The sequence below is a fragment of the Rhodococcus sp. AQ5-07 genome (assembly GCF_009707305.1).
GTDB classification, from domain to species: domain Bacteria; phylum Actinomycetota; class Actinomycetes; order Mycobacteriales; family Mycobacteriaceae; genus Rhodococcus_F; species Rhodococcus_F erythropolis.
In genome coordinates, this window is record NZ_CP046099.1 from 1481423 (window position 1) to 1496068 (window position 14646).

General features: G+C 62.3%; 14 protein-coding genes. 7 read left to right on the forward strand and 7 right to left on the reverse strand.

Annotated elements, in window-relative coordinates; genetic code table 11:
- Nucleotides 1-46: 46 nt before the first annotated feature.
- Complete coding sequence (locus GJB56_RS07055; protein ID WP_020969555.1) at nucleotides 47-931, reverse strand: DUF5995 family protein; 885 nt, start codon at nucleotides 929-931, stop codon at nucleotides 47-49.
- A gap of 53 nt (nucleotides 932-984) precedes the next feature.
- Entirely contained in the window at nucleotides 985-1350 is a 366-nt protein-coding gene (locus tag GJB56_RS07060) for a RidA family protein (RefSeq protein ID WP_019748335.1), read from the reverse strand.
- Between the two features lie 98 nt (nucleotides 1351-1448).
- On the opposite strand from GJB56_RS07060, the gene GJB56_RS07065 reads away from it, so the two are divergent.
- From GJB56_RS07065 to GJB56_RS07080, 4 genes are read left to right on the forward strand one after another with little or no spacing between them, the layout of a single operon-like run.
- Nucleotides 1449-2486 (forward strand): Rv2578c family radical SAM protein, encoded by a 1038-nt coding sequence (locus tag GJB56_RS07065; RefSeq protein ID WP_003944842.1) that lies wholly within the window; start codon nucleotides 1449-1451, stop codon nucleotides 2484-2486.
- Nucleotides 2487-2523: 37 nt separating this feature from the next.
- Entirely contained in the window at nucleotides 2524-3948 is a 1425-nt protein-coding gene (locus GJB56_RS07070; RefSeq protein ID WP_113683604.1) for a 3' terminal RNA ribose 2'-O-methyltransferase Hen1, read from the forward strand.
- On the forward strand, nucleotides 3945-6488 hold the full coding sequence (locus tag GJB56_RS07075) for a polynucleotide kinase-phosphatase (protein ID WP_084325908.1): 2544 nt from the start codon (nucleotides 3945-3947) through the stop codon (nucleotides 6486-6488). The genes GJB56_RS07070 and GJB56_RS07075 overlap by 4 nt, the downstream gene beginning before the upstream one ends.
- Nucleotides 6489-6524: 36 nt before the next feature.
- Complete coding sequence (locus tag GJB56_RS07080; protein WP_021332950.1) at nucleotides 6525-7193, forward strand: class I SAM-dependent methyltransferase; 669 nt, start codon at nucleotides 6525-6527, stop codon at nucleotides 7191-7193.
- Here GJB56_RS07080 and GJB56_RS07085 read toward each other — a convergent pair.
- Nucleotides 7154-8383, reverse strand: a complete 1230-nt coding sequence (locus tag GJB56_RS07085; RefSeq protein WP_021332951.1) for an MFS transporter — start codon at nucleotides 8381-8383, stop codon at nucleotides 7154-7156. The genes GJB56_RS07080 and GJB56_RS07085 overlap by 40 nt on opposite strands.
- A gap of 70 nt (nucleotides 8384-8453) precedes the next feature.
- Here GJB56_RS07085 and GJB56_RS07090 point away from each other — a divergent pair, with 70 nt between their 5' ends.
- Nucleotides 8454-9509 carry a LacI family DNA-binding transcriptional regulator gene (locus GJB56_RS07090; RefSeq protein ID WP_228117894.1) on the forward strand — a complete coding sequence of 352 codons (1056 nt, stop codon included), beginning with the start codon at nucleotides 8454-8456 and terminating at the stop codon, nucleotides 9507-9509.
- Nucleotides 9506-10129 (forward strand): hypothetical protein, encoded by a 624-nt coding sequence (locus GJB56_RS07095; protein WP_230091151.1) that lies wholly within the window; start codon nucleotides 9506-9508, stop codon nucleotides 10127-10129. Before GJB56_RS07090 ends, GJB56_RS07095 begins: the two co-directional genes overlap by 4 nt.
- A gap of 95 nt (nucleotides 10130-10224) precedes the next feature.
- On the opposite strand, the gene GJB56_RS07100 is transcribed toward GJB56_RS07095, so the two are convergent.
- On the reverse strand, nucleotides 10225-11043 hold the full coding sequence (locus GJB56_RS07100) for a helix-turn-helix domain-containing protein (protein ID WP_113683606.1): 819 nt from the start codon (nucleotides 11041-11043) through the stop codon (nucleotides 10225-10227).
- Between the two features lie 89 nt (nucleotides 11044-11132).
- Here GJB56_RS07100 and GJB56_RS07105 point away from each other — a divergent pair, with 89 nt between their 5' ends.
- Nucleotides 11133-11504 carry a cupin domain-containing protein gene (locus GJB56_RS07105; RefSeq protein ID WP_020969562.1) on the forward strand — a complete coding sequence of 124 codons (372 nt, stop codon included), beginning with the start codon at nucleotides 11133-11135 and terminating at the stop codon, nucleotides 11502-11504.
- On the opposite strand, the gene GJB56_RS07110 is transcribed toward GJB56_RS07105, so the two are convergent.
- The 3 genes from GJB56_RS07110 to GJB56_RS07120 form a co-directional block, all read right to left on the reverse strand.
- A complete protein-coding gene (locus tag GJB56_RS07110) occupies nucleotides 11505-12233 on the reverse strand; it encodes an HD domain-containing protein (protein ID WP_020907678.1) in 729 nt (242 codons plus the stop codon). It abuts the gene before it with no gap.
- 208 nt (nucleotides 12234-12441) lie between these two features.
- Nucleotides 12442-13038, reverse strand: coding sequence for a CHAP domain-containing protein (locus GJB56_RS07115; RefSeq protein ID WP_021344205.1), 597 nt, complete (start codon nucleotides 13036-13038; stop codon nucleotides 12442-12444).
- A gap of 17 nt (nucleotides 13039-13055) precedes the next feature.
- Complete coding sequence (locus tag GJB56_RS07120; protein WP_019748347.1) at nucleotides 13056-14627, reverse strand: MDR family MFS transporter; 1572 nt, start codon at nucleotides 14625-14627, stop codon at nucleotides 13056-13058.
- Between the last annotated feature and the right edge of the window lie 19 nt (nucleotides 14628-14646).

The following is a 14646-nucleotide window of genomic DNA, read 5'->3' on the forward strand; positions in this document are numbered from 1 at the left end:
GTCATTGTCGCAGGTGTGTCCGTTTCAGGCAGCGGAGGGTGAGATGTCAGAGACCGCCGAGTCGCGAGAGTACGTCGAGAGCGGAATCCGTAGTACGCCAGAGTGCGTCGATCTCCTGTTCTGCGCCGGGACGTGTCTGCGGATTCTGGAGGGCGAATCCGTTGGCCAGTGTGATGGTGTTGTATCCGCTGTCGGCGGCGCGGAGCAGCAGTTCCGAGGGCTGCGAGTTTCCGGCCAATCGGTCGAGTCCTTCGCCGACGAAGTAGAACCGCCAGAGCGGCCCCAGATCGGCGTCGTACTCGGCCTTGGTGAGGGTCACGATCGAACCACCCTTGACGGCAATGGAATCGACGATCTTGTAGAAATCCGTGACATCCTCCGCAGTGGTTCCGGACGTGGCGACGGCGTGAGCGAGGTCGACGGTGAGATGCGCGTTGTAGCCGGCCATGGCAACCCGTGCTGGACTGGCGTCGCACTGACGTGTCAGGGCGAAGTAGTTGGTCCACGCCGGATCGGTGGGAGTACCGGTGAACTCCGCATGGACGTTCACCAGGTACCTGCGCAGCAATTCGAAGCTGACGGAATGGGCCCACTCGTCATCGGCGAAGGCCGCAGGGTCTCGCTGCAGCGGCATCACCGCCTCGTGTTCGACAGCGTCGAGGCCGATGGAGAACAAGCCTCGCCAATCGTGGTGTGAGACGAGGATCGACGTGATCTCACGATGACGTTCGACAGCGGTCTCGAGCCGAGGCAGTCCGGCACCGTTCAGCGTCGTGACGTCGCTGAGTTCGGCAATCCGGCCCACCTCGGCATTGCTCAACTGGCTGCCGCAAGCCGTCGAAAGACTCTCGCCCGGATCTGCGAGTGCAGAACCGGGCGAGAGGAAAGCGGCGGTGATGCCGAGCGCGAGCGTCAACGGATACAGCCGCATCGGTTTCATCGGCTCAGACTAGGCGCCCATTTCACAAATGTCCGGATTGGCGATCAGCTGAGAACCGCGTCGGCCTCGATCTCGATGAGCAGAGCGGGGTCGATCAGCGAGCTGACCTCGAGGATGGTCGTGGCGGGACGAATCTCGCCGAACACTTCACCGTGCGCGAGAGCGGCCTGCTCCCACTGCGTCATGTCGCGCAGGTACATGCGAGTGCGGATGACGTCGTCGAGCGAGGCGCCGGCCTCGGCAAGTGCTGCCTTGATAGTTTCGAGCGCTGCGCGGGTCTGATCTGTGAGGGTCTCACCAGGAGCGGTGGTGCCAGAGACTGCGATCTGGTTACCGATGCGCACGGCACGGGAGTAACCGATCTTGGGTTCCCATTCGGAACCGGACGAAATATTGATTCTGTTCGACATGCCCCGAATTCTGCCAACAACTTCCCGGCCGTGGTGAGGCACGGTCGGGTATTCGCTCCATCTTGACATACCTTAGAACAAGTGTTCGACTTGGGGCCATGAGGTGGTCGGGTCAGGCATTGGATGCAGATGACGGAGCGCTACCCGGACTCGAACGGGCCGGGTTGGTTCGCTCCGTGCAGACTCCCGAGTTCGAGGGAATTACGTTTCACGAGGTGCTCTGCAAGAGCGCGCTCAACAAGATGCCCGAAGAGTCGACGTTGCCGTTCAGCTTCACCGTCAACGCTTTTCGTGGTTGCTCGCACGCATGCCGATATTGCTTCGCGAGACCGAGTCACGAGTACCTCGACCTCGACGCCGGCGCGGATTTCGATTCCCAAGTGGTCGTGAAGACGAACATTGCCGCGGTGCTCCGCAAGGAATTGGCGCGAAAGTCCTGGAAACGGGAGGCAGTGGCACTGGGTACCAACACTGATCCTTATCAGCGAGCGGAGGGCCGATACCGCTTGATGCCCGGCATTATTCGCGCGTTGACCGAATCGGGAACTCCCTTCTCGATCTTGACGAAGGGAACTCTGCTCCGACGGGACCTGCCGCTGTTGAAGATGGCGGCGGCGCAGGTCGACGTCGGAATCGGAGTGTCATTGGCGATCAACGACGCTGCACTTCAGAAGCAGATCGAGCCTGGTACCCCGTCACCGCGGGCGCGTCTCGAGATGATCCGGGCCATCACCGACGCGGGATTCTCGTGCAATGTCATGGTGGCGCCGGTCATTCCGTTCCTCACCGATTCCACCAGTCACCTCGACGGTCTGTTCGAGGCACTGTCCGAAGCCGGTGCGACGAGTGTGACGGTCTTCCCGATGCACCTGCGGGGGAGTACTCGGGGTTGGTTCATGAATTGGCTTGCTCAGGAACATCCGGCACTCATCCGTCGCTACCGCGAGCTGTACGGGCGGGGTGCGTATGTCACTCCCGAATACAAGCGTTGGCTCGCAAGCCGTGTCGAGCCATTGGTCGAGCGTCATGGGTTGGGTGGTCGTTCGGAGCATCGAGACGTCAGTGCGGCTGGCAGTGAACCGCGTGAGGCGCCTCGGGAACTGGTGGGTGCGGGAGCAGCTCTCACTTTGTTCTGACGGCCGCGGGCGCGTAAATCGGAGGCGCCCCGGACGTTTGCCGGGCTACATTCGCCTGGTGCTACTCACACTGACGTCCACCCCGACCCCGCAGACTCCTGATGCGACCGCGTTGAGCTACCTGCTGCACAAACATCCCGACCGCGTGCAAACCTTCGACTTGGCGATCGGCACCGCCACGGTTCTGTACCCGGAGGCCTCGGCCGAAAAGACCACGGTGGCAGTGATTGTGGACGTCGACCCCATCGAACTTGTGCAGAGTAGGTATCGCCGCGGCAAGAGTGGCGACAACTTTTCGCTGGGGGAGTACGTCAACGATCGGCCGTATGCGGCGTCGTCCATACTCTCGGTTGCTCTGTCGAAGCTGTTTCGGACCGCGTTGACGGGAACGTGCAAGTCGCACCCGGAACTCGTCGGAGCCGAACTCGCGTTGACCGTCTCGATTCCGGTGGTTCCGTGTGGCGGCGATGCGGAATTGCCTCGTCGGCTGTTCGAGCCGCTGGGCTGGGACGTGACCGCGATACCGGTGCAGCTTGATCCGCACCTACCGACGTGGGGAAACTCCGACTTCGTGTCGCTGACACTTACCGGGGAACACACGGTGCAGAGTGCCCTACGGCACCTCTACGTGCTGTTGCCCGTCCTCGACGATGTGAAGCACTACTGGGTGGGACCTGACGAGGCAGACAAATTGATCCGCGTCGCTGGAGAGTGGTTGGCGTCGCATCCGGATTCCGCGCTGATCATGTCCCGCTACCTGGCTCGTCGACGCGACCTGGTCGAATCGGTGGTCGATCGACTGATTCCCGAACAAGCTGAGGCGCAGATCGAAGCACCGAGACCGGATCCGCCGCTGGCACGCCTTCGCGTCGACGCAGTTTTGGCGACGCTTCAGCGACTGCACGTGAGAACAATTGTCGATATCGGTTGTGGCGAAGGTAAATTGCTCGAGGCGCTGATGCCGCACGCTCAATTCGACAAACTTGTCGGCGTCGATGTGAGCGCGCGCGAACTGACACGGGCGCAACGCAGATTGAAGTTCACCGAAATGTCCGACGTCCAGCGTGAACGTGTGTCTTTGATGCAGTCGTCCGCGACGTACCGCGACGCACGCTTGAAAGGCTTCGACGCAGCCGTGCTGATGGAGGTGGTCGAGCACGTCGACACGGCGCGCCTGCCGGCGCTGGTCAGATCGGTCTTCGTGGACGCAGAACCGCAGTATGTGCTGCTGACTACTCCGAATGCCGACTACAACGTGCTGTATCCGGCATTGGCCGCGGGAGAGTTCAGGCACCCCGATCACAGGTTCGAGTTCTCACGGACCCAATTCGACGACTGGGCAACCGAAACGGCCCGAGTCCACGGCTATTGCGTGGAGTTCGAATTTATCGGAGCAATTGATCCGGTCCTCGGCGGGCCGACACAGATGGCAATCTTCACGAAGGAGGCACGAACGTCATGACGGTGTACGAGATTCCAGATCTCGCCCTGGTAGTACTCATCGGCGTCAGTGGCTCGGGAAAGTCGACCTTTGCGGCGCGCCACTTCGGTGAGTACGAAACCCTCTCGAGTGACACATTCAGAGGGTGGGTCAGTGACGATCCGAACTCACAGGAGTCGACGTCCGATGCTTTCGAAGTGCTGGAGTTCGTCGCGGCCAAGCGTTTGCGACGCGGACGCCTCACGGTGGTCGACGCGACCAACGTCCAGCCCGCTGCGCGCAAGCGACTCGTTGCGTTGGCTCGCGAGCACGACATACTGCCGGTGGCAGTCGTGCTCGATGTTCCGGAATCGGTCTGTTCTGCACGAAACGACGCACGCTCTGATCGGACGTTCGGACGCGACGTGATTCGTCGCCAGCACCAACAGTTGACTCGCTCGCTCCGCGGGTTGGGTAAGGAAGGTTTCCGTTCGGTTCACATCCTCAGAGGTGAGGACGCGGTTTCCGAAGCCACATTCTTGCGCCACCCGCTCCGCAGCGATCTGCGTGTCGAGCGTGGTCCGTTCGACGTCATCGGTGACATCCACGGATGTCGAAGTGAGCTCGAGACGCTCCTCGTGAAACTCGGCTACACCGTCGACTTCGGGACGGATGGCAGAGCTGTCGATGCGGTGCCGCCGGTCGGGCGAACTGCCGTCTTCCTCGGTGACTACGTGGATCGGGGACCGGATTCGGTCGGTGTGCTGCGTCTGGTCATGGGGATGGTCGCGGCGGGACATGCGATAGCGGTTCCGGGTAACCACGAGAACAAACTCGTCAAGGCGCTGCGCGGTAAGAAGGTCACGCCGAGTCACGGACTCGCCGAGACCCTCGAGCAGATGGCCAGCGAGTCGGCGGAGTTCCGCGAAAGCGTCGTCGACTTCTGTGACGGTCTCGTCGCGCACCTCGTCCTGGACGACGGCAAACTCGTTGTCGCGCACGCCGGTCTCAAGGAGGACTACCACAACAGGGCGTCCGGCCGAGTGCGAAGCTTTGCGCTCTACGGTGAAACCACCGGTGAGACGGACGAATTCGGCCTGCCCGTTCGATACCCGTGGGCGCAGGACTACCGAGGATCAGCGATGGTCCTCTACGGTCACACTCCGGTGCACGAGGTGGAATGGATCAACAACACCGCGTGCCTCGACACCGGCTGTGTGTTCGGTGGATCCCTCACCGCCCTTCGATACCCGGAACGAGAGATCGTGTCGGTTCCGGCGGAGCAGGTTTGGTACGAGCCGGTGGTACCGCTGGCACCGCCGACTCGTGATCCGGATGTGCTCGATCTCGCCGACGTCCTCGAAACAACCGGCGTCGACACCGAACTGCGCGGTCGAGTGTCCGTTCGCACCGACAACGCTGCCGGCGCCTTGGAAGTGATGAGCCGATTCGCCGTCGCGCCGCAATGGCTGCGGTACCTACCGCCGACCATGGCGCCCTGCGCGAGCGCCCAATCCGATGATTATCTGGAACACCCGTCGACCGCGTTCGACGCATACCGGGCCGGCGGAATCGGAACAGTGATCTGCGAAGAGAAGCACATGGGTTCGCGGGCAGTGGTGCTCGTGTGCCGTGATCGATCGGTTGCTCAGTCCCGCTTCGACGCACCGGATGCGCTCAGCGGGATGGTGCACACCCGCACCGGCCGCCAGTTCTTCGACGACGACCTGACTCAGCAGTTGATCGACGACATCGCCGCCGCAGTCACCTCCGCTGCGTTGTGGGAAGAGTTGGGCACCGACTGGCTGCTCCTCGACTGCGAATTGTTGCCGTGGAACGTCAAAGCGGAAGGTCTGCTGCGCTCGCAGTACGCGTCGGTCGCCGCGGCCGGGCGATCAGACCTCACAGCTCGCGAGGCCGTGTTGGCGCGGGCCGGGTCGCGGGGCCTGGACGTGGCGGAGATGTTCGAACAGACAACTGTTCGGGCCGCCAGTATCGAGCGCTTCGGCGAGGCGTACCGACGGTACGTGTGGCCGACGAACGGACTGGACGGCGTCACCATCGCGCCGTTCCAGATTCTGGCGGCCGAGGGCAAGTCGTACGGGGAACGGGATCACGAATGGCACCTGGGTATTTCGGACCGCCTGGCCGCGGCCGACCCGAGTCGATTTACCACTACACGTCGCCTGGTGGTCGATCTCGGTTCCGAAGACTCGGTGTCCGAAGCGACGAAGTGGTGGGAGTCGCTCACCGGTGACGGTGGTGAGGGGATGGTCGTCAAACCGCTGGCGAATCAGATTCACGGACCGCGGGGGTACAACGCGAAGGTTCAGCCGGGGATCAAGGTTCGCGGCCGGGAGTACCTGCGATTGATCTACGGTGCCGACTACCTCGAACCGTCGACGCTTGCGAGATTGCGTAACCGCAACCTCGGACACAAGCAGTCGATGGCGCTGCGCGAGTACGCGCTCGGCATGGAGGCGGTATCCAGGCTCGTCGACCGTGAACCATTGTGGCGAGCGCACCAGGCCGTGTTCGCAGTGTTGGCTCTCGAATCGGAGCCGGTCGACCCGCGGTTGTGACGGCCGGTGCCCGGGCTCGGATTGATACCGTCGGGTATGGGTGTGATTGCGCGCTTGGACGGTTTCAACCGACGCCATCCGTGGAGTCACAACGATCACTACGGCCGGTGGGTTCTACGTAATCTGCGCGGAGTCAGGTCGGGTCGCGCTCTCGACGTGGGGAGCGGGACCGGCAATCTGATCGACCTCTTGCGGCGGCGGTTCGACGTGGTGGTCGGTGTGGAACCTGACCTGACGACGTCTGCCGCCGTGCGCGCAAGGTTTGTCGACGACGAGAACGTGATCATCGAAGCACGGCGGATCGAGGACTTTGCATCCGAGGCGAAGTACGACGCGATCACAGTCGTCGCGGCGTTGCATCATCTTCCACTCGAAGAGTCGATGAAGCGGCTGAGCGGCCTGCTCGAACCGGGCGGCCGGCTCGTCGTGGTCGGGTGTTATCGATCGACCACAGCCACCGACGCACTCCTGTCGGTGTTGGCGACCGTGTGCAATCCCGTCGTCGGCGTCGTCAAGCATCGACGGGTTGCCTCCGAGCCACTGAAGGCGATGACGGTTCCCACCGCGGAACCGAGTGAGTCGATGGCTGACGTCCGACGCGCGGCCGCGTTGTATTTGCCAGGTAGCCGGATCAGGAGACGACTGTTCTGGCGATACACCCTGATCTACGACGCGACCGTCGCTGCCGCGTCGGTGGGGGAGTGAGTAGACCGCTGCGGTTCGCGGGGAAATGCGCGTCGGCCGAACCCGACTATCACCAACGAACCGATCATCAGAGTGGCCCCGATGCCCGCCAGATGTGAGAGCCCGCCACCGTCGACGACGGCAGAGCCGAGCAAGGCACCCGTAGCAATCGCGATTTGGAAAACGACCACGTAGACGGCGGAGGCTCGGTCGGTCCCGATCGGGACGGCGCGCAGAACCGAGGACTGGAGGCAGATCGGAACGGTGGTGAACGCCGCACCCCACAAGATCGTGGCGACAACTGCGAACGCTCCCATCGACGGCGCCAAGAGCCAGAAGATGGCCAGCGCGCCTGCCACCGTCGCGATCGAGATGAGCGTGAAGAGACGCGGTCGGCGGTCGTAGTACTTGCCGGCGACCCACACTCCGACTGCGCCGGCGGCGCCGTAGACCAGAAGCATCGCGGTACGGATGCCACCGGACGAGCCGAGGCTTTCCTCCACCAGAAGTGTGAAGAACGTGTACGAAGCGAACTGCCCCAGGGCGGCAAACAGCGTTGCCGCGCAGATGACGGCGAGTGCCCGTTTCATCGCCGGTGTCGGCTTCGGTTTGTCTCGCTTGCTCCGATGGTGTTGATCGACCGGCATTTCGGGCAACGCACGATGCAGTGAGAAAGCGATGACCACTGCCACCACACCGATTGCCGCCGACGCAGTCCGCCAACCCCAGGATTGGCCGATCGCCGAAGACAGTGGACCTCCGAGAACAAAAGCGAGAGACGTACCGGCATACACCATCGCGATTGCCTTGCCCTGTTGTCCGCGCGGAACCAGAGTGGCTGCGACCGGGGCAACGACAGCCCAGAACACTCCGTGCGTCGCAGCGCAGAGCAATCGTCCGATCACCAGCATCGGATAGTTGACGGCCAATGCTGCGACCAGTTGCGACACCGCGAGGGTGGCCACCGTCAGAACGACAACACGTCGGCGCGGCCAAGTTTTGACCGCTCCGATCAGCGGAAGCGTCAAGACCGCGACACCGTATGCGTAGAAGGTCAGCAGTAGGCCGACACGCCCTTCGGTGACGTCGAGGTCCGTCGAGATTTCGCTGAGCAGTCCGACGGGGAGCATTTCGGCCGTCACGTAGGCGAAGGCTGCTCCGGCCAGTGTCATCAGCCGTAGCGTGGTTGCCTTCGGCAGTCGAACAGTCATGTTGTGTAACGATACATGTATCGATACACACCTGCGCAATGGATATTTTGCACTCGCTATGCTGATGCTCATGGCCATACGTGCGCAGCGTTCGAGTCGTCCGACGATGGCCGACGTCGCCAAGGCCGCAGGCGTGTCGGTGATGTCGGTGTCGTACTCCTTCGCGCAGCCCGAGCGCGTGTCTGAATCAACGCGGGCCAAGGTGTTCGCCGCCGCCGAAGAGCTCGAGTACGCGGGCCCTAACCGGGCGGCGCAGTCCTTGCGGAGCGGGAAATTCAACAACATCGCGGTCGTCTTCAGCGAGAAGCTGACGTACGCCTTCGAAGACGCAGTAGCTCGGCGATTCCTCTCGGGAGTCGCCGAAGCGTGCCTGGATGCGAACGCCGGGCTGATGATGCTGCCGAACTCGGGGAAACCGGGAGACGTCGACAGAGTTCGCGACGCGGCAGTAGACGGCTTTGTCGTCTGGACCACCGTCTTCGACGATCCCATCCTTGACGCGATTGTCGGCACCGGAAAACCCGCATGCATCCAGGGTGGGCCGTTGCACGAGGGTGTGGATCTCGTCGGGATGGACGATGTTGCCGGCGCCGTTGCGATCGCGGCAGTCGGGTTGTCGGGGGCGCAGCGCCCCGCGGTGATCAGCCTTCCGTGGGATCGTGAGCGTCGGTCCGAGATTCGGATGGACGTGGTTTCAAGTGAAGCGTTCTTTCCGGTGTCCCGCCATCGGCTCGAGGGCTACGAGCGCGCCGTCCGCGACGCGGGCCTCGATTGGCCCTCGGTGCGGGTGGGGGTCGTCACCGTCAACGAGCGGAGCGAGGGTGCGCGGATGGCTCGGTCCCTGCTCGACGTTCCCGAGAGCCGAAGGCCCGATGTCATCTTGGCGATGAGTGACGAACTGGCTCTGGGGGTTCTGGACGCGATCCGTGAACTCGGCCTCGCGCTGCCCGACGATGTCGCAGTCGTCGGATGGGACGACACAACAGCCGCATCGGACGCCGGCTTGACCACAGTTCGCCAGTCCCTGTTCGATCAAGGGCGCAATGCAGCTCGCGTGGTTCTCGGGCTGGACGATGCGGTGGAGCCGGTCGAGTGGTCGGTGCGTCGGCGAACTTCGACACGATGATCACGCCGGTAGTGGTCGACGCTCTGCGTCTTCGGTGGTTCGTTCCTCCCGAATTGGGGGAGACCGTCCGGTGGGGACTTTCCTGGAATGTCGACAGCCCGAGCAGGTGGGTGGTAGTCGAGCCGGCGTGGGTCTTGACGGCGGAAGTGCGAACGAGTTCGAAACCATTGATGTGGAGACTGCCTCGCGACGGGTCAGACATCCGGGAGCCGGTCCAGCCGGCGATCGCTCGCGTCGGCGCACTGCAATTCATGTTCGACGCCGAACTACCGTTGCCGTCTCGGATCGAAGCCGCGGGCGCTTTGCAACTACGCGCCGGAACTCCTCGTGACGACACAAATGCCCGTCAGGCGTGGACCGATTTCGACGAGAATGCCTCTACTACCGGAGTGGTTCGCCGTCTACGGCTGATGTCGATGGAGTCCGACATGCTGCCCGACCCGAAGTTTCCGCACGGCCCGAACTGGGGTTGGGCATCGAGGCAGTTCGTGTCCGGGTCCGAGCGGTTCTACGAATTGGCCCGCGCGCCTCGCGCGTTGCGCTCGTATCAGCTGACCGATCGTGAATACGGGCCGCGGCGCGAGGACCTCCTCCTGGTCGACCTCGAGACGGCTGCTTGATCGTTGGGACCTGACACCGTTTTCATTCAGTGGACACAGGCACCAGCTGACCGGAACCAGTGTCTGCTCGACGAAACCGGTGCCAGGTGCTTCGACTAGCGCGCTCTGCCGACCACGTTTAGTGCGTATTTACCGGGCGGCGCCCCGACATGCTTGACGAAGTGCCGCGACAGGTGGGATTGATCGTGGAATCCGACGTCGACGGCCATGTCCGCCAATTCGCGAACGGCGAGGATTGCGCGTCGCGCCAGATCGATCCGACGTCCCGTCACGTACTTGTGAGGCGGAAGCCCGAAATGCTTCGCGAAGTTCTTGATCAGATACGTGGGGTTCCGTTGCAGGATGTTCGACGCTTCCCGCATCGTGATTCCCGTTGTGAGTCGCGCATCGAGCAGGTCCCGAAGTTGATCGGCAACGCGTTCGTCAACGGTCGGCGTGTGAAGGGATCGACCTGTGGCCGGTGTGAGGATCTTGTTCAATCTTTCAGCGAGGAACCTCAGGCGACTTTCGGCTTCGAGTGATTCGCCGTCCGGGCCGAGTGCAGAGTGCAGTTGATCGATGCGGTGGCGCAGTAGAGGGTCTCGAATCTCGGGGCTGTCCACCGCCGGGCCTATGAGGACCTCGCCGAGAACTGACGTGTCGAGGTAAAGGATTCGTTGACGAAATCCGGCCTCGGTGACCGGAACTCCGTCGTGTGCGATGGCTGGCGGCAACAGAGTCACGATCTCGGGTGCTGCGCCATGAGCGCGATGATCGAGGTCGTATGCAATCGTGCCGCGGTCGACGAGCATCAGAGACCACTGATCGTGCGTGTGTTTGGGATAGGCGTGTCCGACGAAATCGGCATGGAAGACCTCGGTGATTCCCGCGAGGCCCGGTGCCCACGCGGTGATCTGTGCGCCGCGGGGATCCATGTCAGAAACGTACAAGACGCAGCTGCCGCGGGTGACGAAGAGTGGCGGGGTCGTCATCGCGGTGGTGGCGCGCCCGAGGGAGGAACAACATGAACAGTTCGGCAACAGCGGTATCGCTCCGCGAGAAGTTCGGTCAGTTCACCGAGCACTGGTCGCCCAAGAAGATTGCGGTCCTCAATGATTACGAGATCAAGATCGTCAAGATCAAAGGTGAATTCGTCTGGCACTCCCACACCGACACCGACGAAATGTTCCTGGTGACGAAGGGGCAGATTCGAATCCAACTCCGAAACGGAGATGTTCCACTGGGGCCCGGTGAACTGTTCGTGGTACCTCGCGGAGTCGAACATTGCCCGATCGCCGAGGAAGAAGCGGAGGTGATGTTGATCGAACCCGTCGGCGTGGTGAATACCGGGAACGTCGGAGGACCGCGAACTGCAGTGCTCGAGGACTTTTCGTAGTTACCGGCTCTTCCAATCCAGGGGATTGGTACGCAACGGCAGGGCCATTCCCGATCTCCAGAGCGTCGCCGCGCGAGAGTGCGGACGGAGCTCGACCTCGCGCCGCATCGATTGCGCGAACTCGTCGGTGAACCCTGTTCGCGGGTACTCCGCGATTGTTGCATCAACAGTTGCTCGCGGAATTTCGGGCGCACGCCGACCGGCAACGTCGAAATGCGCTGCGGCATGCAATAGATAGGCGTCAGCGCCCGCGCCGCGGTCGACGGTCAGATCCATGTGTAGACGGATCGCTTCGCCGATTCGCCGTACCGACCTCTCCGAAGTTCCCACTCGGGTCGCGAGTTCTTCTGCGTCTGCGGCACTGATGTAGGTGAAACACCCGTGCTCGGCCGATCCTTCTGCGCCCAGTCCGACATCGTGAAGGGCGCACGCAGTGAAGAGATCTTCGGGGTCGTACTCGATCGCATCGATCTGCGCGAAGGCGTCGGCCCAGATCCAGCAGCGCAGGCTGTGGTTCAAGACCGCGGGGGAGAGGGTTCCTCTGGCGTGATCGAGCGCTTCGCTGCACAGCTTGGTGTCCGGGAGTGGGCGTTTGCGCAGCTCGGGTGTGCGAGTGGGGTAGCGGCCGAGCCGCAGCCGGAGCATCGACGGCGTGCTCATGGCCTGCGCAGCAGCCGCGCGGGCCATGAGCTGTATCTGCTCGAGGGTGGTCAGCTCACCAGGGCGCATCGAATTCCTGTCTGAGGTAGGGGGCAGCTGGATATGAATCTAGTTGTCAGGTCAGATCCTTCGTTCGATATAGATATCTGTCGACGACGGAAACACTGAATTATCCGAACAATGTCGATCAGTTTGCACCAATCAACGGTTGAACCAATTCGGAAATCTCACCGCTCGCAACAATCAAGTTTCATCACGCAAAGACGGCGGGGGTGGCTCAGATGACGCCGAACCCGACGATCCCCGGGACTTCCGACGGGACGATGCGATGGAGCATGACCTTGTTGTTCTCGTTGCCGCCGACGGTCGTCAGAGTGCCGCCGTCGTTGACCAGAACGACGTTGACGTGTTGGCCGAAGGGGCTCGAGTCGCCGTACAGGATCGTGTCGCCGACCTTGGGCTGGTAGTCCTGACCGTAGGGGACAAACGCGTCGACGGACTCGTAATACTCCTGCAGCGTGTACACCCCGGGGATGCGCCACGACCCTGAGTTGGGGTTCGAGAACGGCGTGCCGATCTGGTTCATCGACCAGCTCACGAAATCGGCACACCACGATTCTTCGACACCCTCGGCGTATTTGGTGCCGGGACTCCCTGACTCCCACTCCTGCTCGAGGACGCCCAGTAGCGCACTCTGCTGAGCGCTGAGAATGCCGTGGTCGACGGCCGGGAACGAATCGAGATTCTCGCCGGCAAGAGCGTCGTCGCCGCGCGCGAACCACCACAGTGCGCCGGCGACAGCTACGACCACCACAACGCCGAATACGCCCAGAACAGCGAGAGTGCGTCTGGGCGTATTCGGTGCGTGCGACATCACGCCACGATAGTCAATTACTCGAGCGGGGGTGCCGAGCGATCGATCGTCGTCGCGAGTGGCTTCTCCTTGACGAAGAGCAACAGGACAACTGCCGCGATGACCAAGGGGACGAGGTACAGGAAGATCGGCGCCAGCGCGTCGTTGTACGCACCGACGATGATCTCGCGAACCTGGCTGGGCAACTTCCAGAGGATTCCCGGGGTCAAGGAGTTCTCGTCACCACCGACCGCGCCGCCATTCGCGGGGAGTCGCTCGGCCAGGAGATTGGTCAGACGCGAGGCGAACAGGCTGCCCACGATCGCGCTGCCCAACGACGCACCGATCTGACGGAAGAAGTTGTTCGACGCGGTGGCCGTTCCCACTTCGGCCGCGGGGAAGGTGTTTTGCACGATCAAGATCAAGATCTGCATGACGAGGCCGAGGCCGATACCCATGAGTGCGATGTAGCAACCGAAGACCAGCAGTGAGGTCGACGGCGTCAGACGTGAGAGCAGGACAAGAGCGACTGCGACGATGGATGTTCCGACGATGGGGAAGATCTTGTAGCGGCCGGTCTTGCTGACCAGCTGACCGGATCCGATGGAGGCGACCAGCAGGCCTGCCATCATCGGAATCATCATCAGTCCTGCTTCGGTGGCGTTCTTACCGGTCACCATCTGGATGTAGGTCGGCAGGTATGCGAGCGCACCGAACATCGCGATGCCGATGATCAGACCCGCGACCGTGGTCAACACGAAGTTTCGTTGAGCGAACAGGTGCATCGGAATTACCGGTTCGTCAGCACGCTTCTCGACGAAGACAAACGCCACTGCGGTCACGATGCAGCCGATGATCAACCCGATGATGACGCCTGACCCCCAGGCGTAGGTGTTGCCGCCCCAGGTGGTGAACAGGATCAGACAGGTTGCGGCCGTTGCGACGAGGATCATTCCCAGATAGTCGATGCGAGGTTTGCCGAGGTTCGGCTTCCGCAGGTGAAGGAATGCCATTGCGCTCGCGATTGCGAGGAGCCCGAGGGGGATGTTGATCCAGAATGCCCAGCGCCAGCCGATGCCCTCGGTGAACCATCCACCGAGAAGGGGGCCGGCAACCGAAGCCAGTGCGAACACGCCGCCCATCGCACCCATGTACCGGCCGCGTTGCCTGGCCGGGACGACGTCGGCGATGATCGCCTGGGACAGCAGGATCAATCCGCCGCCGCCGAGTCCTTGCACGGCTCGACCAGCGATGAGTGTGGTCATGTCGTGGGACAGACCGCCGATCACCGAACCGACGATGAAAATGCTGATGGCGCCGATGAAGAGGCCCTTGCGCCCGATCAGGTCACCGAGTTTTCCGTACACCGGCATCATGACGGTCGAGGCGAGGATGTATGCCGTCGTCACCCAGACCATGTGGTTGACGCCGTTCAATTCGCCCACGATGGTCGGGAGCGCGGTGCTGAAGATCATCTGGTCGAGCGATGCCAGAAGCATCGTGATCATAAGCCCGACAAAAACGAGGATGATCGACCGTTTGTCCGGCGCGGCCTCGGTATCGGTATGCGTGCCGTCGGGCTCGACGGTCGCAGCTTCTCGAGTGGACATGTAGTTCCTTAGTTGAGTG